Here is a 19,794-nt window from a genome sequence, read left to right as displayed (position 1 = left end):
TCTTGCTAACTTCACAGGCGAGTGACCTTCTCGTAGGATGCGGAGGCCAATATGGCCCATCCCCTCCCTGCAAGAGGCACCATGACGACCACCACACTAAAAATTAACGGTCAGGTCCATGACGTGGACCTTTCCCCCGATACGCCCCTTCTCTGGACCCTGCGCGACGCCCTCGGCTTTACCGGTACCAAGTTCGGCTGCGGCATGGCGCTGTGCGGTGCCTGTACCGTGCATGTCGACGGTCAGCCCACGCGCTCGTGCGTGACGCCGATCTCCGGCGTGGCCGGCAAGTCGGTCAGCACCATCGAAGCCATGGCCGGCGACCGCGTCGGCAAGGCCGTGCAGGATGCCTGGGTGGAACTCGGCGTGGCCCAGTGCGGCTACTGCCAGGCCGGCCAGATCATGTCCGCCACGGCACTGCTCAAGAGCAATCCCAAACCCACCGAGCAACAGATCGTCTCCGCCATGAGCGGCAATATCTGCCGCTGCGGCACCTATACGCGCATCAACGCCGCGATCCAGCGCGCCGCCGCCACGCTGAACGGGAGGGCCGCATGACCCATCTCATCGATACCACAGCGGCCGGGACCGAGGCGCCCGCCAGGCCGGCGCGCCGCCAGTTCCTGCAGGCGGGTGCGGCCCTCACGCTCGCGGTCCATCTGGGCGGCCTGATCTCCAAGGCCGAAGCGGCCGAACCGAAGAAATACGGCGGCGACGCGATGCCGGGCGGCACCGTCGACAATCCGCAGGTGTTCGTCTCGATCGCGCGCGACGGCACCGTGACCATCGTCGCGCATCGCGTGGAAATGGGTACCGGCGTGCGGACCAGCCTGCCGATGGTCGTGGCCGACGAACTCGAGGCCGACTGGAACCGCGTGCGCATTGTTCAGGCCGATGCCAACGAGGCGCGCTACGGCAGCCAGAACGTCGACGGGTCGCGCAGCATGCGCCATTTTCTGGCGCCGATGCGTCGCGTCGGCGCGGCCGCGCGGCAGATGCTGGAGACCGCCGCCGCCACGCGCTGGAGCGTGCCGGCCAGCGAGGTGCAGGCACGTAACCACGAGGTCGTTCACGTGCCGAGCGGCCGCCGCTTGGGATATGGGGAGCTGGCCGAGGACGCCGCGCGCCTGCCCGTGCCCGCGGCCAGCACGCTGCGGCTCAAGCAGCCCGAGCAGTTCCGCTATATCGGCAAGGGCCGCATCATGCCGATCGACAGCCGGGATATCGCCACCGGCCATGCCACCTATGGCATCGACGTACGCCTGCCCGGTATGGTGTATGCGGTGATGGCGCGCCCGCCGGTCTATGGCGGCAAGGTACGCAGCTACGATGCCAGCGAGACGCTCAAGGTGCCCGGCGTGGTGCGCGTGGTCGAGCTCAAGGGCTATGACGGTCCGCCGCTGTTCAACCCCGTCGGCGGCATCGCGGTGGTAGCCAGCAACACCTGGGCCGCCATGCAGGGCCGCGCCAAGCTCAAGATCGAGTGGGATAACGGCGCCACCCCCAACGCGGGCTACGACTCGGCGGCGTTCCGCACCGCGCTGCAGGCGGCGGCCAGCAAGCCGGGCAAGGCGCTGCGCAACGACGGCGACGCGCTCGCCACGCTGGCAGCGGCACCGGCGCGCAAGGCCGGCGCCAGAAGCGACCCGGCCGGCAAGGTCACGGCCGAGTACTACATTCCCCATCTGGCGCACGCCTCGATGGAGACGCCGGTGGCCACCGCGCGCTTCGTCGACGGCAAGTGCGAGATCTGGGCACCGTCGCAGGCGCCGCAGGGCGCGCTGGAAAGCGTGGCCAAGCATGTGGGACTCGAGCCGAAGGATGTCACGGTCCACCTGACGCTGCTCGGCGGCGGCTTTGGCCGCAAATCGATGGCCGACTACATCTCCGAGGCCGCGCTGGTCTCGAAGGCGCTCGGCGGCACCCCGGTCAAGCTGCAATGGACGCGCGACGACGATATCCAGCACGACTATTACCATACGGTTTCGGTCGAGCGGCTGGAAGCCGCGCTCGACCATGGCGGCAAGCCGACCGCGTGGCTGCACCGCTCGGCGGCGCCCACCATCCGCTCGACCTTTGCGGTAGGCGCCGAGGGCAAGGCCGATTTCGAAGCCGCCATGACCGCCATCAACATTCCGTACGTGATCCCCGGCATCCGTCTGGAGTCGGCGGATGTGCCCGCCCATACGCGCATCGGCTGGTTCCGCTCGGTCTCGAATATTCCGCACGCCTTCGCGGTGCAGAGTTTTGTCTCCGAACTCGCGTACCAGGCCGGGCGCGATCCCAAGGACTACCTGCTCGAGCTGATCGGACCGCCACGCCGGATCGACCCGACCACGCTGTCGGACAAGTGGAACTACAACGAGTCGCCCGAGGTGTATCCGCTCGACACTGGCCGTATGCGCCGCGTGATCGAGGAAGCCGCGCGCCGTGCCAACTGGGGCCGCAAGCTGCCCAAGGGGCATGGCCTCGGCATCGCCATGGCCTACAGCTTCGTGACCTACGTGGCCACGGTGGTGGAAGTGGCGGTCAATGCCAAGGGCGAGCTCACCATCCCGCGCGTGGACATGGCGATCGACTGCGGGCCGCAGGTCAATCCGGAACGGATTCGCTCGCAGGTGGAAGGCGGTTGCGTGATGGGCGTGGGCCTGGCCATGCTGGGCGAGGTTTCGTTCAAGGACGGCCGCGTGCAGCAAAGCAACTTCCACGACTTCGAGGTGCTGCGCTCCCATATGGCGCCGCGCGCGATCCACACCTGGCTGGTAGGTGGCGACGACTTCGGCGTCCCGCCCGGGGGCGTGGGCGAACCACCCGTGCCGCCGATCGCCCCCGCGCTGTGCAACGCGATCTTTGCCGCCACGGGCAAGCGTATCCGTTCGCTGCCGATCCGCGATCAACTGGTCACGGCCTGATGGTGGGCCCGGAGCGCCTGAGCGCCTGAGCGCCTGAGCGCCTGAGCGCCTGGGCGCCTGAGCGCCTGAGCGTCTGGGCGCCTGGGCACCGGCGCACCGGCGCAGCAACGGAGCGGGGCCCTGCCCCGCCCGCCCCGGGACCGATCACGCTTCGGCCCCGGGGCGGCGCGCCCTTCGTTTGCAAGCTTTCCTGTCTACGGCCGCCGCCGATACAAAGCGACATATCGCGCGCGCCGGCCGCTCGCATAATGCCCTCGCCATGCATCGACACTTGTGAGGGACGATATGAAACGCACGCTGATTCTCGCCAGCATGATCCTGTCCGCGTTGGGCGCGGAACTGCGCGCCAGCGCGGTCTGCCGCTGGGTGCCATGGCAGGACGCCGTGGTGCGCAAACGCCGTGACGACGGGGCGGCCCCCACCGGCCGGCGCACGTGAGTGCCGGCGCCGCTTTGTATCGCCATGTATCGCCACGCCCGCACGACATGTGGCGATGCAAAGCCGGCGACGCACGAAACAGCGGCGATACGCGGCCACGTTGCAATACAACCATCCCATCGATTGCAACGTAAAGGAATCCAGATCATGCGTAACGCCATCCGTGTTTCACTCGCCGTGGTCGCCATTGCCGCACTCTACATCGTGGGCGCGGGCGCCAGCGTCACCCAACCCAAGGTGGGAGACCAGGGCCAGGCCCCGGAGTTTGCCGGCATCGACAAGTGGCTGAATGCCGCGCCGCTGACCATGGCCGATCTGCGCGGCAAGGTCGTGCTGGTCGACTTCTGGACGTACTCGTGCATCAATTGCGTCAATACGCTGCCCTACGTCAAGCAGTGGTACGACAAATATCGCGACCAGGGGCTGGTCGTGGTCGGTGTGCATACGCCGGAATTCCCGTTCGAAAAATCGACGAGCAATGTGCAGGCGGCGCTCAAGCGCTTCGACATCCGCTATCCGGTAGCGCAGGACAATGCCTACGCCACCTGGTCCGCGTACAACAACCAGTACTGGCCGGCCACGTACCTGATCGATGCCGAAGGCAAGATCGTCTACCGCCACTACGGCGAAGGCCAGTATGCCGAGACGGAAGCGCAGATCCAGAAGCTGCTGGCGCAAGCCAGACACTAACTCACCGTGTGGCGGCTGAATTCCTGCGCCGCCCAGTCGAGGAATGCGCGCACGCGCGGCGACAGCTGGCGCGAGCGCGCATAAACCAGCGAGACCGGCGCCATCGGCGGCGGATGATCGGGCAGGATCTGCACCAGCGCCCCGCGCCGCAGGTCGTCCTCGATATGGAAGCGTGGCACCTGCGCCATGCCCAGGCCCAGACGGATACCGGCCAGATAGCTCTCGGTGCCGGTCACGGACAGCACGCACGGCAATGACACGGCGCGGAGCCGGTCCTTCTCAACGAATTCGAGCGGGGTGACGTTGCCCGTGGTGATCGCGCGGATGCCGACCATCCGGTGGCCTGCCAGCGCATCGAGGTCGGCCGGCATGCCGAATCTGTCGAGATAGGCCGGCGTGGCGCACGTCAAGCGCTCCAGCATGGCCACCTGGCGCGCCACCAGTTCGCTATCGGGCAGCGTGCCATAGCGCAGCACGCAGTCGACGCCTTCCTGCACGAGGTCGACCCAGCGGTCGCTCTCGCTCATCGCCATCTGGATGTCGGGATACCTGGCCAGGAAGTCGGGCAAACCGGGCATCAGGAAATGCCGGGCCAGCGTGCCCTGCACCTCGATGCGCAGCGTGCCCCTGGGCATGGCGCCGCTGAACGCGCCTTCGGCATCCTCGATATCCTCCAGGATATCGAGGCAGCGCCGGTAATACGCCTCGCCGTCGAGGGTGGGCCGCACCACGCGCGTGGTCCGGTGCAGCAGACGTACGCCAAGCCGCGCCTCCAGGCTGCTGATGACCTTGGTCACGGTGGAGCGCGGGACTTCCATATCGTTGGCGGCAAGCGTAAAGCTGCGCCGCTCCACGACGCGCGTGTAAAGCCGCATGGCATCGAATCGGTCCACCCGTGGCCCCCATTGTTTCCAGGAAAGAAGCAGTGGAGCGAGTCTAGCCAGATTATTGGTGCGTTACCACCATCGAACACGGCGGCTGCGGGGAACCTGCCGGCGCGGCGCGTTACTCGCCGGCGGCGGTGCCGGCCCGCATGGTGGCGCTTTCGAGCAGTTTCTCGTGGACGAAGGCATGGAGCAGAATCGCCTCGCGTTCGCCGCAACCATCAAACGCCACCCCGACGCAGTGGAACGGCGGCTCCGTGGTGGCATCGCTGTCGTCGCGCGTCCAGCCGCCAATCGCAAAGCGCGCCTTCATGCCGGCGGCCCGCAGCGTGAACTCCAGGCGAACCTGCCGTCCCGGCGTGGCCAGCGCATCGAGGGCGGTGCTGATCGATGCGCCGCCGAGACTGAGGTCGGTGATCAGGACGGTCTGCGGCGGATAGCTGCCGTCCTCCACGCTGAGCTTGCCGACCACGCGCACCGGCACGCGTATGCTGCCGCGCATTTCGCGCGTGTCGACATTGACGATATCGCTGAGCATCCAGTACGGGAACGGCGTGCGCGAGGTGGCATGCACGCGTGCGGTAAAGCTCTGGATGCTGGTGCCGCTGAAGCCGCGGAACAGCACCAGTTCGCCATCCTGGATCTCCATCGGCTTGCCGTTCAGCGTGGGCCAGGCGATAAATGCGGAGCTCTCGTGAAAGCCGGTCAGGCGGCTGACCGCCGCGCGATGGGCATCGCCTGGCCGCTTGACGTGAAGCAGCGTGCCGACCGGCAAGCCGTAGCGGTCGTGCCAGGGCGACGCCGGTTCATCGGCACCCAGGGGCGCCATGTCGTCGGCCCAGAAGCAGCGTCCGCCCTGCAGCACGAGCTGGCGCTCCTGGTCCGATTGAAAGACCGTACCCTCGTCGGCGACGGGAAAGCCCAGCTCATCCACCAGCGCGGACTTCAGCGGCTTGCCCAGCTCGATATCGATTGCCTGCACTTCTTTTCGCATGGCTGCTATCCCTTCAGCACTTCAGTGCTTTGCCGCTACTCTAGCAAATCGGCCATGGGATTGGCTTTCCCGGCGACCGGTCCGCCCGCGCGCGCGCCGGCACACGCGCACGGCAACACCGGGCGTCCGGAATCGACGGATGCATGACCTTGGCGAGCACGCCGATCTGCCGCACATTGGCGCCAGGCTGGCGCCTCGGCCCCGGACCCCGTGGCCCCTGGTCTTCTGGTCTTCCGGTCTTCCGGGTCCTTGCGCGCCTCGCGCACCAACCCTCCAACGCTCCCCAGGCAGGAATACTCCCGTGTCCACCCATCCCCGCGCGGCCGCGCCGGACCTCGCCGCCGTCGCCGATGCCGGCCCCGGCGCCAACTCCCTCGTGCCGGCCGCCTTCCTGGCGCTCGGCACGTTTGCGATCGGTACCGAAGGGTTCATGATCGCGCCGCTGCTCGCCACCATGGCCGCCGATTTCGGCATGACGGTGCCCCATGTCGCGCTGCTGGTCGTGGTGTTCACGCTGACCATGGCGGTCAGCTCGCCGGTGGCGACGGTGCTGACGGCCCGGCTGCGGCGACGCAGTGTGCTGCTGCTCGCCATGACCGTCTTTACCGCCGGCAACCTGCTGGCGGCCTGGTCACCGAGCTTCGCGATACTGATGACCGCCCGCATCATGATGGCGGTGGCCTCGGGCCTCTACGTACCGAATGCCAATGCCCTGGCCGGCGCGATCGCGCCCGCCGGCAAGCGCGGCCGGGCCCTGGCGATCGTCAGCGGCGGCATGACGCTCGCCATTGCACTGGGCCTGCCACTGGGCGGCGTGGTTGGCCATGCGTTCGGCTGGCGTGCGACCTTCCTGGCGGTCGGCGCCCTGAGCGTGATCGCGATCGCCGGCATTCTGGCGGGCATCGTGCGCGACGCAGGCGCCGGCATTCCGGTGGCCACGCTGTCGCAACGTCTGGCTGTGACCCGGCAGCCGGCCATCCTGCGGCTGCTGGCCGTCAGCCTGTTCTGGTCCGCCGGTGCCTACGCGGCGTATCCCTATATTGCGCCTTATCTGGCGCAGGTGCTCGGTCTGGGTCCCGTCGGCATCAATGCCACGGTGTCGATGTGGGGCCTCGCCGCCGCGTTCGGCGTGATGACCGGCGGCACGCTGAACGACCGGTTCGGCTCGCATCGCGTGGCCGGTCTCTCGCTGCTGGTGCTGGCACTCGCCTTCTGGGGGCTCGGCCTGTCGGCACTCGGTCTGTCGCCCCATGCGGCCATGGTGCCGGTGCTCGCCGCGGTGGCGGCATGGGGCTTTTCGGTGTGGTCGTTCTTTCCCGCGCAGATGGCGCGGCTGATGGCGGCGGGAAGCGCGTCCCAGGCCTCGCTCGCGCTGGCGCTCAATACTTCGACCATGTACCTGGGTTTCTCGCTTGGCAGCGCACTGGGCGCGGCCATCCTCGGCACCGGCGCGATCTGGGGCATCGGCCTGTTTGCCGGCGCCTGCGAGATAGTGGCGCTGGCGTTGAACCGGCGCGCCACCCGCGCCTGAGCGCGTCGCCCGCCCTCTCGCCATCCTCCGCGCCCGTTGGCCGCCGTCAGTCATCCCGCCGCGGTGATCTGGCTGCCGTCATGGTTTGCCATTGCCCCCCTGGCGGCCAGACATCTCGTCCAGCACCCTGGCCGCGGCCAGATGCTGCGGCACCGGCAGGCCCTGGCGTGCATTGCCCGGCGCGATCTGTGCGCCTTGCGCGCTGCCGCGCGCGGCAAAGTCGTTGCCCTTGCCGAACAATTCGCGCGTGACCGCGCCGATCTCGGTATCGGACAACGTGGGCCCCGCCAGCAAGATCGCCGCGGTAGCCACCGTGGCCACCGGCTGCGCCTGGCCCGAGTACGTGCCCGGCACGATCGTATAGGGGAAGTAGCCACGCCGGCTGCCACCGAGCGCCGCGATGCCGGCCGCGCTCAGCGGCAACAGTCGCACCTGCCCTTCCGCAACCAGGTCGCGCACGCTGTCGGCCGGCACGCCAATGATCTGGATCACCGCATCGACCCGATGGCCGCGCAGCGCCACCAGCGCGTCGCCAATGCCGTATTCGCTCGCCACGATATCCGGCTCCGCGAGCCCGTGCGCCTTCAGCACGCGCAAGGCGGTCGTGCGCGACGCCGAACCCGGCGCGCCGATGGCCACGCGCTTGCCGCGCAGGTCGGCCATGGCGCGAACCGGGCCGGCGGCCGCGACGAGCACGTGTACCGCTTCGGGATACAGGCTGCCGATCGCGCGCAGGGCGCTGAACGGGCCGCTGTCCGCAAAGGGGCCCTGCCCTTCGTAGGCGTCGAGCGCCGCATCGCCCTGCGCCATCGCCAGCGAGACCCTGCCATCGCGCAGCAGGCGCAGGTTCTCTTCGCCGCCATGGGTGACCAGCGGCACCGTCCGTACCCTGGCGCTGTCCGCCATGGCACGGGCCAGGCGCAGGTACTGGCCATGCTCGGCGCCGGCGGCAATGGCGTATCCCGCCTCGGCCCGCGTGAGCCGGGACTGGATGGTGGCGTACGCGGCCTGCAGCTCCTGCTGGATGACGGCCTGCTCGGCCGGCGAGGCCGATTGCTGGGCGGCATCGACGACCTTGCGCATCGCCTCCAGGATCGCGGCCGCCCCCGGCGCGGTACTGGTGGCATACGCCGGCGCCTGGGCAGGCTGGTAGCCACCCGCCGCTACCGGCACCCATCGCTCCCCCTCCTTGCGGTACAGCGCCGTGCCGTGCGCGCGGATGGTATCGCCGGCCTTGTTGCCGCCGCCGGTAATGCCGCTCACACCCTTGGGTCCCGCACCGAGCGCGGACACCAGTCCGGCCACGCCGGGCGCGTCCCAGGCGCCGAAATCGAAGTCGCGGCGGAGCTTCAGATCGACGTCGTAATACACCACGCGTCGCGTCTCGCCCGAGGGCGCCTTGGTATCGGCCTGCGAGCCACGCCGCGCGAACTCGCTGACTTCCACCGTGTCGGGCGGCAAGGCCTGCGCCAGCCGCTGGTCCACGCCGGCGCGCAGCGCGTCGACGTCGGGGCCGCCGCCGCACGCGGCCAGCAGGACCGTGCAGGACATCAGCGGCGCAAGCCACGAGCGCATGCGCATGGTTACCCTCCCATGAAGGGCAAGGCGAGCATCACCGTCAGCACGAACGCGTTCATCAGGTCGACGAAGAACGCGCCCGCCAGCGGCGCGATCAGGTAGCTGCTCGGCGCGGGTCCGTGCCGCGCCGTGATGGCCGCCATATTGGCCATGGCGGTGGCGGTCGAGCCCATGTTGAAGCCGATGAACGCGGCCGAGGTGACGGCCGCCTCGTAGTCCTTGCCCATGAAGCGGAAGCAGACGAAAACGACGTACAGCACGATAAAGACGACCTGCATGGCGATGATCAGCAGGAAGGGCCCGGCGGAACGGCCCACCTCGATCACGTCGAGCGCCATCATGGTCATGACGAGGAACAGCGACAGGCACGTGCTGGAAATCAGGTCGGCCGCGCGGTCGTCCCAACGCACGCCGACAAACGGCAGCAGGTTGCGCAGCGCGATGCCGGCCATCATGCACCACAGGAACGAGGGAATGGTGATGGCCCCGCCCGAGAGCCGCTCCGCGAGCCAGCGGCTGGCTACCACGGCCGCCAGGATGCCGGCCAGCGCGCCCACCACCGCGATCGTGGAGATCGGCGCGGCCGCTTCGCGCTCGGATGCCACCGCGGCATCGTCGGCGGCCGAGCGCAGGTTGTACTTGCCGATCAGGTATTGCGCGACCGGCCCGGCGATGATGCCGCCGACGATCAGGCCGACGGTGGCCACGGTCATCGACAGTTCCATTACCGACTGCAGGTTGTTGATCTCGGCGAAACGCTCGGCATAGGCGGCGCCGGTGCCATGCCCGCCCACCAGGGTGATGGAGCCGCTCACCAGCCCGAAGATCGGATGCAGGTCGAGCAGGCGTGCCATCGACACGCCGACCAGGTTCTGCAGCAGGATGTACGGCAACAGGATGACGAGGAAAATGACCAGCGCGCGGCCGCCGCGGCGCAGCATGCGCAGGTCGGCAGTCAGGCCGACCCCGCCAAAGAACATCAGCAGCAGCGTGGGCTTGATGCTCTGCTCCATCGTCACCTGGAAGCCGCTGGTGGCCAGCACAAGCGACGCGACCACGGCAAACAGCAGGCCGCCGGTGATGGGATCGGGAATGTTGTAGCGGGACAGGATGCCGACGCGCCGGTTGATCAGCGCGCCGATCAGCAACATGACAAGTGCGGCCAGCAGACTGGCGACGGGTTCGAGCTTCATCGGGAAATCTCCCTTCTGCTTGTTGGTTCTCGAACTTCGGGCTTGCAACCGGCGTGCCTGCGCTCCTGCTTTCGCTGCTTCCCTGACCAACATGCCCCTGCCGCGGGGCGCGCCGCCCTTTGACCATAGGGCGGCGCCGGCGTTATTGCAACCCGTATGCCGGCAGGGCGGGGTTACACCACGACGAGTGCCGTGCCCGGCAGGCGGAACGAGGCCACCGTCGCGCGCAACACGCCGGCCTGTTCCTCGAGCGCCTGGGCGGCGGAGGCCGCCTCTTCCACCAGCGCCGCGTTCTGCTGCGTGGCCTGGTCCATCTGGTTCACCGCCTGGCTCACCTGCTCGATGCCGGCCGACTGCTCGGTGGAGGCGGCGCTGATCTCGCCCATGATGTCCGTCACCCGGCGCACGGCCTGCACCACGTCGCCGATGGTCGTGCCGGCCTGATCCACCTGACGGGTGCCGGCCTCCACGCGGCTGACGGTGTCCTGGATCAGCGTGACGATCTCCTTGGCGGCCGAGGCCGAACGCTGTGCCAGTGCCCGTACCTCCCCAGCCACCACGGCAAAGCCGCGTCCCTGTTCGCCCGCGCGGGCCGCTTCCACCGCGGCGTTGAGCGCCAGGATATTGGTCTGGAAGGCGATGCCCTCGATCACGCTGGTGATGTCGCCGATTTTCTTGGACGCGGTATCGATCTCGCCCATGGTATCCACCACGCGGCGTACGGCCTCGCCACCGCGCGCGGCGGTATCCGACGCCTCCTGCGCGAGCGCATTGGCCTGCCTGGCGTTGTCGGCGTTCTGCTTCACGATCGACGTCAGTTCCTCCATGCTCGACGCGGTCTGCTGCAATGCGCTGGCCTGCTCCTCGGTCCGTTGCGACAGGTCGAGGTTGCCGGCCGCGATCTGCTGGGTGGCGGAGGCAATCGCCTCGCTGCCGCCGCGCATGGTCTGGATGGCGCCGATCAGCCCGCGCTGCATCTCCCCCAGCCCGCGCGTGAGCGCGCCCATTTCATCCTGGCTGGTAATGCGAATCGATTCGGTCAGGTTGCCGCGCGCGATTTCCTCGAAGTTGCCCAGCATGCGCGTCAGTGGCACCGAGATCGCGCGCTGCAGGCCGATCGCGCAGGCCAGCGCGGCCAGCACGCCCACGCCGATAGCGGCCACCACCAGCCACGTAAAGCGCGCCGTGCGGGCGGTCGCGGCGGTGTACAGGGCCTCGGCCTGTTCGCGCTGGTTGCGCTCCAGCACGTCCATCGCGCCGGACAGCGCGGTGTTGCGCGGCGGCATGGTGACCATCACGATGGTGTCGGCGGCGGCCGCATCGCGCGCGCGCAAGGCCGCGAACAGCGGATCGATGGCCTCCTTGAAGTAAGCGCCGCGCAGGCCTTCCACCTTGTCGGCGAGGGCTTTTTCCTCGGCGGTCTTGGGCAGCGCGAGATAAGCCTTCCACGCATCGTCGGACCTGGCGCGATAGCCGGCCGCCTTGTCGATCGTGGCGAGCACGTCGGGCGCATCGGGGTGCAGCATGGCGCGGTCGAGCGTGGTGCGCACCACGGTCATGTTGAACTGCGACTTGGCCACGTGCGACATCGCCGCGAGTTCCTTGCCGTAGATTTCCTTGATATCGCCGTCGGCGGACTGCATGCCGACCGCGCCAATGATGCCGACAGCGGTCAGCAGCACCGCAAGCAGCAGGAGCGCGGCGTTGAGCCGAAGCCGGATGGTCAGTTTATTGAACATGTTTCGCACCGATGACGTGGAGATAGCCTGCGTAACGGCGCGAATTGCACAGCACTTTAGAACAAAGTCTGTAATGTCTTATTTTTCCAACGGTAGGCCAGCCGATCGGTGGCAGGCACGGTGGTCCCTGGCCGAACCGGCGCGCGCGTTACTTCCGGCCGCCAATTGAGTACGATGGCGGGCATCGTGCCAGCCGGTATGACCCCACTCCTGCCCGATTCCATCCATGAAGCGCCAATTCGACGACCTGCAGCTCGGCAGTATCGAACTGTTCAACCTTGCGGCGGAGCTCAGCAGTTTTTCCGCGGCGGCCGTGGCCGCCGGCGTCACGCCCGCGGCGGTCAGCCGCAGCGTCTCGCGGCTCGAAGAGCGGCTGGGCGTCCGCCTGTTCGTGCGCACCACGCGCCAGATCCGCCTCACCGACGAGGGCCGCCTCTATTTTGAGCAGGCGCGTGGCGCCCTCGCCCAGCTGGTCGATGCCGAGCGGCAGGTCAGCGGTCAGCATGGCAGCCCCGCCGGCCGCTTGCGTATCAGCCTGCCAACGCCGTACGCGCATTACCGCGTGCTGCCCGCGTTGCCGGAATTCCGCGCGCGCTATCCCGAAGTCGAGATCGATGTCCATATCAGCAATCGCAATGTGGACTTTGCCGACGACACCTACGACCTGTCGGTGCGTGGCCGCGCCCCCGAGGATTCGACGCTGATCGCACGCAAGCTGGAGGATGCCGAGATGGTGGTGGTGGCCGCGCCGGCCTACCTGCGCCGTGCGGGCAGCCCGGCATCGCTCGACGCACTGCTCGCGCACGAGTGCATCCAGTTCGAGATGCCGAGCAGCGGGCGCCGCCTGCCATGGATCTTCCGGCAGGATGGCGAGACCGTCGAGATCATGACCAACGGCACCTATCGCACCTCGGAAGACGCGCTCGGCGGTGCCACGCTCGCGCGTGCCGGGGCGGGCATGTTCCAGACCTACCGCTTTGTGGTGGAGCAGGACCTGCGCGACGGCACGCTGGTCGAGATATTGCCGCAGTTTGGCGGCAGTACGCGGCCATTCGTGCTGCTCTACCCGCATGCGCGCCATGTTTCCAGCCGCGTGCGCGCGCTGGTCGACTTTCTGGTCGACAAGTTCTCGGCCTGAGCCCTGGCCCGCCCCGCCCGGCCCCTCTCATCCCTCTCCCCGCGTCAGCGCAGCGCCGCCACCACGACCAGGATCACGGCCGCATTGCCGGGCTGCTGCGCCTGCGAGAACGCGGCGCGCGCATGTCCGGCCTTGTCGCCGAGCACATCGGCAAACAGCTCCGAGGCACCGTCGAGGACCGCGGGCTGCTCGAACATGCCCGGCGCGCTGGCGATGTAGCCATCCACACGCACGAGATGGTCAAGCCGGTCGAAGCCGCCCAGATGCGCATCGATCTGCGCAAGCACATTGAGGGCGGCCAGTTCGGCGGCCTCCCGCCCCTGCGCCACGGTCAGCTCGCGGCCAACCTGCCCCTGGTAGACCACCTTGCCCTCGCGCAGCGGCAACTGTCCGGAGATATACAACAGGTTGCCGGCCTGGCTGACCGCGGTATAGCGGCCCAGCGGTCGCGGCGGCGCCGGCAGCGCGAGGCCACGGGCGGCGAGTGCTTCGATGACGGACATGGTCTTTTCCTTTCCTGGTGCGGCGGCAGCCGATCTGCCTTGCCGTCACTATAGGAGCCGGCCCGGCGCCGGTACATGGTGCCGGCGGCATTTGACTTGATACCTGACGGAACAGGTGGCACCTTGACTAATCCATCTCAATATACGAATATGATTCGCATATCATTCTTATTTCGTGATTAAAAAAGCTGTCATGGATCTGACCGAACTCGAGATCTTCCGGGCCGTGGCGCAGGAGCAGAGCGTCACGCGAGCCGCCGCCGTGCTGGAGCGCGCGCAGTCGAACGTGACCACGCGGGTCAAGCAACTGGAAGAATCGCTCGGGGTGGCGCTGTTCCTGCGCGACAGCAAGCGCATGGTGCTGACCCCGGAAGGCCAGCGTTTTCTTGCCTACGCCAACCGGCTGCTTGCCCTGGCCGAGGAAGCCCGTCAAGCGATGCAGCAGGCGGTGCCGAGCGGACGCCTGCGCATCGGCACCATGGAAGCCGCCGCCGCCAGCCGGCTGCCGCGGCCGCTCGCGCGTTTTCACGCGCAATGGCCCGATGTCGAGATGGTGTTGCAGACCGGCACCACCCAATCGCTGGCCGAGGCGGTCGCGGCCCACCGGCTCGACTGCGCCATCGTTGCCCATCCGGATCGCGATGCACCGCGCGCCGCGAGCGCAGTCGCCATGCCGGAACTTGGTGCCGGTCTCGAAGGCACCTATCTTTTCACCGAGGAGCTGGTGCTGGTGCTGCCCGCCAGCCACAAGCGCGTGCGGCGCGCCGAGGACCTGCAGATCCGCAGCCTGGCCGCGTTTGCGCGCGGCTGCACGTACCGGCAATGCGCGCTGGACTGGCTGGGCGGCGATGCCGAGCGCGCGCAGCGCGACATCCAGGTCATCGAAATGCCCTCCTATCACGCGATGCTGGCCTGTGCGGCGGCCGGCGCCGCGGTGGCCATCGTGCCGAAGTCGCTGCTGGAACAGCATCGTCATGCGCTCGATGTACAGACCGTCAACGTGCGCAAGGTCCACTCGTACCTGGTTCGCCGCCAGGCGTTCAGCACCGTGGCGTACACCGCTTTCCTCGAGGAGTTGCAACGTGTCTAGCATGCCTTCGACCGCGCCGGGCGCGCGCGCGGCCAGCGCTCAGCACCTTGGCGCCACGCTGGCGGCCATGCTCGTGCTGGCGGTGGCCATGGGGTTCGGACGCTTCGCCTTTACCGGCATGTACCCGATCATGGTGCGCGAGCAGGTATTGACCCTCGATGGCGGCTCCCTGGCCGCGTCGGGCAATTACGCGGGCTACCTGATCGGCGCGCTGCTGGCGGCACGCCTGCCCACGCACCGCGCGGCGTGGCTGAGCCGCGTGTCGCTGGTCGGCACCGTGCTGGCGATGCTCGCGCTCGCGCTGCCGGCACCGGCGTCGGCGGTGATCGCCATCCGCCTGGTGGCCGGCGTGCTCAGCGCGTTCTCGATGGTGTCGGCCGCGGTCTGGCTGTTTTCGGTGGTCGGCAATCACCATGGCGCGCCGCTGCTGTTTGCCGGCGTCGGGCTTGGCATCCTGGCCTCGGCGGAACTGATTGCCGGCGGCAATCTGGCCGGCTGGTCGAGCGCGGCCCTGTGGCTGGTCTTGTCGGCCGCGGCGGCGGTGATGACGCTGCTGGCCTGGCCGGCATTCGGCCGCGACTACGCCGGTGCCGGCGCCGCTGCCGATGCGGCCAGCGGGGCTACCGACGCGGCGCCGCAGGCGACGCCCGCCGGACTGGTCGGACCCTGGCCGCTGATCGCCGCATACGGCCTTGCGGGCTTCGGCTACATCATCACGGCCACCTATCTGCCGCTGTTTATCCGCGACGCGCTCGGCCAGGTCGACCCGATCCATATCTGGGCCGCGTTCGGACTCGGCGCCGCGCCGTCGTGCTTTTTCTGGCACGCGTTCCATCAGCGGGTCGGCACCCGCCGCGCACTGGCCATCAACCTCGTGGTGCAGGCCGTCGGCGTGCTGCTGCCGGTCCTGCTGCCATCCGCCGCCGGTTACCTGGGCAGCGCGGTACTGGTCGGCGGCACCTTCGTCGGCACGGTGACCATCGTAATGCCGGCCGCGCGCCATGTGGCGCACCGCGTGCGCTTCAACATCGTTGCCGTGCTCACCGCGGCCTACGGGATCGGCCAGATCGCCGGCCCGCTGATGTCGAGCGCGCTGATGGGCCGTGCCCACAGCTTCACGGGCCCGCTGCTGAGCGCGGCCGTGGCGCTGGTCGTGGCGGCCGTGCTTTGCTGGTTGTGAGGGACGCCGGCTGACGGTCCGCCGACACCTGCCAGCTCGACGCCCCGCACCGATTCGTCTGTCCAACCGTTCCTGACGTACCGCAATCCTGTTCGACCGTTCCTGAGTCCATCATGTCCGTATCCATTCGCAATCCGCTCCTGTCCCGCCTCGGCATCGCGCTGCCGATCATCCAGGCCCCCATGGCCGGCGTCAGTACGCCCGCCATGGCAGCCGCCGTCTCCAATGCCGGCGGCCTCGGTTCGCTTGGCGTGGGCGCCACCAATGCCGACGGCGCGCGCAAGGTCATACGGGATACACGCGCCCTGACCGACAGGCCGTTCAACATCAACCTGTTCTGCCATCCCCCGGCAGTGGCCGATGGCGCGCGCGAGCAGGCGTGGCTCGAATACCTGGCGGCGGACTTCGCGCGCTGGGGCGCGGAGCCGCCGACGCAGCTCAGCGAGATCTACAGAAGCTTTGTGGTCGACGAAGCGATGCTGGCAATGCTGCTGGAAGAAAAACCGGCCGTGGTCAGCCTGCACTTCGGCCTGCCGCGCCGCGAATGGATCGACCGCCTGCGTGCGGCCGGCATCTACGTGATGGCGAGCGCGACCAACCTCGACGAAGCGCGGCGCATTGCCGAAGCCGGCGTCGACGCGATCGTCGCGCAAGGCGTGGAAGCAGGCGGTCATCGCGGCATGTTCGACACAAGTGCGGCCGATGAGGGACTCGGCACGATGGCGCTGGTGCGGCTGATCGTGCGCCACACCACGCTGCCGGTGATCGCGGCCGGGGGCATCATGGACGGCGCCGGCATTGCCGCCGCGCTCGCGCTCGGTGCGCAGGCCGCGCAGCTCGGTACCGCCTTCGTGCCGACCACCGAGTCGGCGGCCGATGCCGCCTATCGCAACGCGCTGCTGTCGGGCCTGCCGTTCCGCACCGCCTTCACCAGCGCGATCTCGGGCCGCCCCGCGCGCGGTATTCACAACCGCCTGATGGCGCTGGGCGAGGCACTCGACCATCCGCCCGTGCCCGACTATCCGATCGCGTACGACGCCGGCAAGGCGCTCCATGCGGCCGCCAAGGCCAAGGGGTCCGCCGACTATGCGGCGCAGTGGGCGGGTCAGGCGGCGCCACTGTCCCGTGGCATGGCGGCGGGGGATCTGGTGACATTGCTAGCCAGCGAGCTGGCGGACACGCTGCGCGCGCTGCGCGCGTAACGCGTCCGGCGACCGGGGCGGGCCTGCGGCATGCGTCCATGGCCGCCCGGTCTCCACGGCATCCATGGCCTCGACAGTGGCCATGGCGGCGCGGGGCCGGCGCCCCGCGTGTCAGCGCCTAGTCGCCATGAAACACGGGCAGCACCTCGCGCGCCAGTTCTTCCATGACCTCGCGCGGTGGCCGCCGCGAGTCCGTAATATTGAACGCGACGTGATGGGTGCCCGCATCGCGCATGGCCGCCAGCAGGTCGACCAGGGCGCGTGCGCCGGTGCGGTAGCCGAGCGCGATCGGCACGGGTGACTCGTCGCGGCGGTCGCAGAGCTCCAGGCGCGTCGCCACGCCAAATGCGCGGAACTGGCCCCCCGCGACACGCTCGGCGGCCTGGCGCCACATGCGGTAGCGGTCGCGTTGCGCGTCGGGATCGCGGTGGTAGGTCATCCAGCCAATGGCATGGCGCGCGATCCAGTCCACGCTCTGCCCGCCCGAACCCACCGCCAGCATCGGCACCGGTGCCTGCAGGCGCGGCAGCAGGTAGAACGCGCCCGCCGGTTCGCCCCCCGGCTCCGGCGGGCGCTCGGGCACGACCCGCGACGGCAGCAGCAAGGCCGCGCTCACGGTATTCCAGTGATCGCGAAACAGATCGCGCCGCGCCGCGGTGTCCTGGCCAAAGGCCGCATACTCGGGTGGCCGGTCGCCCGACCCCAGACCCAGGATAAAACGGCCACCCGACAGGTCGCTGACCGAGACCGCGCCCTTGGCGATATGGAGCGGATGGCGCAGCGTCAGCACCACGGCGCCGCTGACCAGTGCCATACGCTGCGTGCGCGCGGCCAGCGCTCCCAGCAATACCCAGGGATCGAGGTGCCCGACCGGATCGGGATACGCATCGCTGTTGAGCGGCACGTCGCGCACCCACAGCGCGCGAAAACCGAGTGCCTCGGCATGCGCGGCCAGCATGAGCTGCTGAGCAAAATCCGCGACGACCTCGCCGGCGCCAAGCATCGGCAGCACCAGCCCGATCGATAACGCCTGCGGCTGGAACAGCTGTGCCGCCACGGCGGGCAGGTCGGGGGCGCGGTCGACTGGCATGGGCATCTCCTGGCGGCGGTGGGCGGCAGCTGGTGACTGAGGTGACTGAGGTGACTGAGGTAGCCGAGGTAGCGGGTGGTGGCGGCCGGCTTCGGTGACCGCCCCGGGTGGCCAGCGCTACCTCCTGGCTAGCCTATACCACGATATCCGTTCCCAGGTATTCCCAATGCTCGTTGCCGGCGGCGTCCGGCGGCAATTGCGGCGCCTTGCCCTCGGCGCCGGTCTGCTTCAGCCGGAAGAACTCGACCGCACCGCGCACCGGATGCATGCGCACGAAGATATCGCCGGCCTTGCCGTCGTTACGGCCCTCCTGCCACGCGTGGATCGGCGTCGTCACTTCGCGCGCCTCGGGCAGTTCGGTGCCGAGGTATTGCCAGTGCTCGGTGTGCTTGCGGCTGTTGGGAAAGTAACCGTAGCGTCCGTGCCGGTCGAGCCCGATCAGGCGGAAGAATTCGATCTCGCGCGTGTAGGGATTGTCGTACAGGTAGATATCGCCGATCGCGCCCTGGCGATCGTTATCGCCCCAGCTGCCCGTGCCCAGCACCGCGCGTGCCAGTTGCCTGGCCTCGCCGAGCATGCCGTGCTTCACGAGAATGCCGAAGACCCAGGGCCACAGCTCGCTATGGCGGACCTGCATGTGGGCCCCCATCACGCTGCCAGCCAGCCATTCGCGGCCACCGGCGTCGAGGTAGAACACGCCGCCGCCGCGCTGTGCCGGCGGGATCGGCGAGACGATCTGCTCGTGGCGGTCCGCGTCGATGCCCGCGGTCAGGATCAGCGCATCGTTGAGCGCGGCGTCGCCCACACCGAACGGCGTGCGCGACGAGCGCCGGTTGCGAGACGAATAGAACAGGCGCATCAGCGTGGGACTGAACAGCTGGTTGGGACTGCGTCCATTGAGCCGCTGCGGCTCGAAGCCGCGATACCCCGCCACCGACCGATAGACCAGCGGGCGCACCGGTTGCGCTTCGTCGCCGGGACGCCCGCCCTTGCGCAGGTACCCGCTCCAGCGGCGCGGCGCGCCCACCGGGCGGCGCTGGACCGCATCGTTGGTATAGGCGACGAGCCTCGTGCCTTCGGTCAGCGCGGCATTGCCGTCGGTCAATGCGATCTGTTCCTGGCGATAACTCGGAATGGCCGCCATACCGCCCGCGCTTCGCCCGACATATGGCCGGTCCAGCAACACCACGCCGAGATCGCCGATGGGTCCCACGCGCGCGCGATTGCGCATGCTCCTGGCGGCGGTGGGCACACCATCGATGCGCAGGAAATACCGGTCGCGCGAGCGGCGGCGCAGGCATTCGCCGGCGGTCAGCATGACGCGCGGCATGATCAGGGTGCCCGCGCAGTGGGGATGGTACGGCGACCAGTACGTGACCTGTCCATGCGTACCTGGAGCCGATGCGGTTGCCGGTGCCGGTGCGGTCGCGGGCAACGGCCCGGGCGCTGGAGCGGGCACGGGGTCGCCCGCGCTCATCGCCGCGGCCGGAACGCCGGCCAATGCAGCCGCCGTACTGGCGGCCAGGACCACCCATCCCACCCGGTGTCGCGTTGTCGTCATGACGTCTTCCTTCCGTCGTTGAGTAAGCGGACAAGTGGGGGACCAGACGTTGTTATGGCTGCCTGCGTGCT

Annotated in this window: 17 protein-coding genes; 9 read left to right on the top strand and 8 right to left on the bottom strand. The window is 68.7% G+C overall.

The genetic code is table 11. The annotated features are described in order from the left end of the window. The first annotated feature begins 81 nt into the window (after positions 1-81). From DFLDMN_RS23285 to DFLDMN_RS23270, 4 genes are all read left to right on the top strand, one after another. Positions 82-558, top strand: a complete 477-nt coding sequence (locus DFLDMN_RS23285; RefSeq protein ID WP_423200235.1) for a (2Fe-2S)-binding protein — start codon at positions 82-84, stop codon at positions 556-558. Further along, positions 555-2,912 carry a molybdopterin cofactor-binding domain-containing protein gene (locus tag DFLDMN_RS23280; RefSeq protein ID WP_423200234.1) on the top strand — a complete coding sequence of 786 codons (2,358 nt, stop codon included), beginning with the start codon at positions 555-557 and terminating at the stop codon, positions 2,910-2,912. The genes DFLDMN_RS23285 and DFLDMN_RS23280 overlap by 4 nt, the downstream gene beginning before the upstream one ends. A 285-nt stretch (positions 2,913-3,197) precedes the next feature. Then, a complete protein-coding gene (locus DFLDMN_RS23275; protein WP_423200233.1) occupies positions 3,198-3,350 on the top strand; it encodes a hypothetical protein in 153 nt (50 codons plus the stop codon). Positions 3,351-3,497: 147 nt separating this feature from the next. Next, positions 3,498-4,040, top strand: coding sequence for a thioredoxin family protein (locus tag DFLDMN_RS23270; RefSeq protein WP_423200232.1), 543 nt, complete (start codon positions 3,498-3,500; stop codon positions 4,038-4,040). On the opposite strand, the gene DFLDMN_RS23265 is transcribed toward DFLDMN_RS23270, so the two are convergent. Beyond that, complete coding sequence (locus DFLDMN_RS23265) at positions 4,037-4,933, bottom strand: LysR family transcriptional regulator (protein WP_423200231.1); 897 nt, start codon at positions 4,931-4,933, stop codon at positions 4,037-4,039. The genes DFLDMN_RS23270 and DFLDMN_RS23265 overlap by 4 nt on opposite strands. Before the next feature lie 112 nt (positions 4,934-5,045). Continuing rightward, the gene (locus DFLDMN_RS23260; RefSeq protein ID WP_423200230.1) at positions 5,046-5,918 is read right to left on the bottom strand and encodes a flagellar brake domain-containing protein; all 873 of its coding nucleotides are present in this window, start codon (positions 5,916-5,918) and stop codon (positions 5,046-5,048) included. Positions 5,919-6,219: 301 nt separating this feature from the next. Here DFLDMN_RS23260 and DFLDMN_RS23255 point away from each other — a divergent pair, with 301 nt between their 5' ends. Further along, a complete protein-coding gene (locus DFLDMN_RS23255; RefSeq protein ID WP_423200229.1) occupies positions 6,220-7,449 on the top strand; it encodes an MFS transporter in 1,230 nt (409 codons plus the stop codon). 78 nt (positions 7,450-7,527) lie between these two features. On the opposite strand, the gene DFLDMN_RS23250 is transcribed toward DFLDMN_RS23255, so the two are convergent. The 3 genes from DFLDMN_RS23250 to DFLDMN_RS23240 form a co-directional block, all read right to left on the bottom strand. Next, positions 7,528-9,030 carry a TAXI family TRAP transporter solute-binding subunit gene (locus DFLDMN_RS23250; RefSeq protein ID WP_423200228.1) on the bottom strand — a complete coding sequence of 501 codons (1,503 nt, stop codon included), beginning with the start codon at positions 9,028-9,030 and terminating at the stop codon, positions 7,528-7,530. Positions 9,031-9,032: 2 nt separating this feature from the next. Beyond that, the gene (gene gltS / locus DFLDMN_RS23245; protein ID WP_423200227.1) at positions 9,033-10,220 is read right to left on the bottom strand and encodes a sodium/glutamate symporter; all 1,188 of its coding nucleotides are present in this window, start codon (positions 10,218-10,220) and stop codon (positions 9,033-9,035) included. 173 nt (positions 10,221-10,393) lie between these two features. Beyond that, positions 10,394-11,959, bottom strand: a complete 1,566-nt coding sequence (locus DFLDMN_RS23240) for a methyl-accepting chemotaxis protein (protein ID WP_423200226.1) — start codon at positions 11,957-11,959, stop codon at positions 10,394-10,396. 226 nt (positions 11,960-12,185) lie between these two features. Between DFLDMN_RS23240 and DFLDMN_RS23235 the strand changes: the two genes are divergently transcribed. Then, positions 12,186-13,097 carry a LysR substrate-binding domain-containing protein gene (locus DFLDMN_RS23235; protein WP_423200225.1) on the top strand — a complete coding sequence of 304 codons (912 nt, stop codon included), beginning with the start codon at positions 12,186-12,188 and terminating at the stop codon, positions 13,095-13,097. A gap of 44 nt (positions 13,098-13,141) precedes the next feature. Here the strand turns inward: DFLDMN_RS23235 and DFLDMN_RS23230 are convergent, their stop codons facing one another. After that, the gene (locus DFLDMN_RS23230; RefSeq protein WP_423200224.1) at positions 13,142-13,600 is read right to left on the bottom strand and encodes a RidA family protein; all 459 of its coding nucleotides are present in this window, start codon (positions 13,598-13,600) and stop codon (positions 13,142-13,144) included. Positions 13,601-13,793: 193 nt separating this feature from the next. Here DFLDMN_RS23230 and DFLDMN_RS23225 point away from each other — a divergent pair, with 193 nt between their 5' ends. From DFLDMN_RS23225 to DFLDMN_RS23215, 3 genes are all read left to right on the top strand, one after another. Continuing rightward, the gene (locus DFLDMN_RS23225; RefSeq protein ID WP_423200223.1) at positions 13,794-14,690 is read left to right on the top strand and encodes a LysR family transcriptional regulator; all 897 of its coding nucleotides are present in this window, start codon (positions 13,794-13,796) and stop codon (positions 14,688-14,690) included. 1 nt (position 14,691) lies between these two features. After that, positions 14,692-15,870, top strand: a complete 1,179-nt coding sequence (locus DFLDMN_RS23220) for a YbfB/YjiJ family MFS transporter (RefSeq protein WP_423200549.1) — start codon at positions 14,692-14,694, stop codon at positions 15,868-15,870. Between the two features lie 113 nt (positions 15,871-15,983). Continuing rightward, on the top strand, positions 15,984-17,072 hold the full coding sequence (locus DFLDMN_RS23215; RefSeq protein WP_423200222.1) for an NAD(P)H-dependent flavin oxidoreductase: 1,089 nt from the start codon (positions 15,984-15,986) through the stop codon (positions 17,070-17,072). Positions 17,073-17,190: 118 nt separating this feature from the next. Here the strand turns inward: DFLDMN_RS23215 and DFLDMN_RS23210 are convergent, their stop codons facing one another. Together DFLDMN_RS23210 and DFLDMN_RS23205 are read right to left on the bottom strand one after the other, a co-directional pair. After that, positions 17,191-18,168, bottom strand: coding sequence for a TIGR03571 family LLM class oxidoreductase (locus DFLDMN_RS23210; protein WP_423200221.1), 978 nt, complete (start codon positions 18,166-18,168; stop codon positions 17,191-17,193). 127 nt (positions 18,169-18,295) lie between these two features. Next, positions 18,296-19,723, bottom strand: a complete 1,428-nt coding sequence (locus tag DFLDMN_RS23205) for a hypothetical protein (protein WP_423200220.1) — start codon at positions 19,721-19,723, stop codon at positions 18,296-18,298. Positions 19,724-19,794 lie beyond the last annotated feature (71 nt).

It is taken from the genome of Cupriavidus sp. H19C3, from assembly GCF_049393815.1.
GTDB lineage: Bacteria > Pseudomonadota > Gammaproteobacteria > Burkholderiales > Burkholderiaceae > Cupriavidus.
The sequence above is the reverse complement of the archived record's forward strand: the minus strand, read 5'-3'. Positions and strand labels throughout refer to the sequence as shown.

Bases quoted from the DNA above. Each gene is read 5' to 3' on its own strand.
- DFLDMN_RS23285 (WP_423200235.1), top strand. From the start codon at position 82: ATGACGACCACCACACTAAAAATTAACGGTCAGGTCCATGACGTGGAC.
- DFLDMN_RS23280 (WP_423200234.1), top strand. From the start codon at position 555: ATGACCCATCTCATCGATACCACAGCGGCCGGGACCGAGGCGCCCGCC.
- DFLDMN_RS23275 (WP_423200233.1), top strand. From the start codon at position 3,198: ATGAAACGCACGCTGATTCTCGCCAGCATGATCCTGTCCGCGTTGGGC.
- DFLDMN_RS23270 (WP_423200232.1), top strand. From the start codon at position 3,498: ATGCGTAACGCCATCCGTGTTTCACTCGCCGTGGTCGCCATTGCCGCA.
- DFLDMN_RS23260 (WP_423200230.1), bottom strand. From the start codon at position 5,918: ATGCGAAAAGAAGTGCAGGCAATCGATATCGAGCTGGGCAAGCCGCTG.
- DFLDMN_RS23250 (WP_423200228.1), bottom strand. From the start codon at position 9,030: ATGCGCATGCGCTCGTGGCTTGCGCCGCTGATGTCCTGCACGGTCCTG.
- gltS (WP_423200227.1), bottom strand. From the start codon at position 10,220: ATGAAGCTCGAACCCGTCGCCAGTCTGCTGGCCGCACTTGTCATGTTG.
- DFLDMN_RS23240 (WP_423200226.1), bottom strand. From the start codon at position 11,959: ATGTTCAATAAACTGACCATCCGGCTTCGGCTCAACGCCGCGCTCCTG.
- DFLDMN_RS23235 (WP_423200225.1), top strand. From the start codon at position 12,186: ATGAAGCGCCAATTCGACGACCTGCAGCTCGGCAGTATCGAACTGTTC.
- DFLDMN_RS23230 (WP_423200224.1), bottom strand. From the start codon at position 13,600: ATGTCCGTCATCGAAGCACTCGCCGCCCGTGGCCTCGCGCTGCCGGCG.
- DFLDMN_RS23225 (WP_423200223.1), top strand. From the start codon at position 13,794: ATGGATCTGACCGAACTCGAGATCTTCCGGGCCGTGGCGCAGGAGCAG.
- DFLDMN_RS23220 (WP_423200549.1), top strand. From the start codon at position 14,692: ATGCCTTCGACCGCGCCGGGCGCGCGCGCGGCCAGCGCTCAGCACCTT.
- DFLDMN_RS23215 (WP_423200222.1), top strand. From the start codon at position 15,984: ATGTCCGTATCCATTCGCAATCCGCTCCTGTCCCGCCTCGGCATCGCG.
- DFLDMN_RS23210 (WP_423200221.1), bottom strand. From the start codon at position 18,168: ATGCCCATGCCAGTCGACCGCGCCCCCGACCTGCCCGCCGTGGCGGCA.
- DFLDMN_RS23205 (WP_423200220.1), bottom strand. From the start codon at position 19,723: ATGACGACAACGCGACACCGGGTGGGATGGGTGGTCCTGGCCGCCAGT.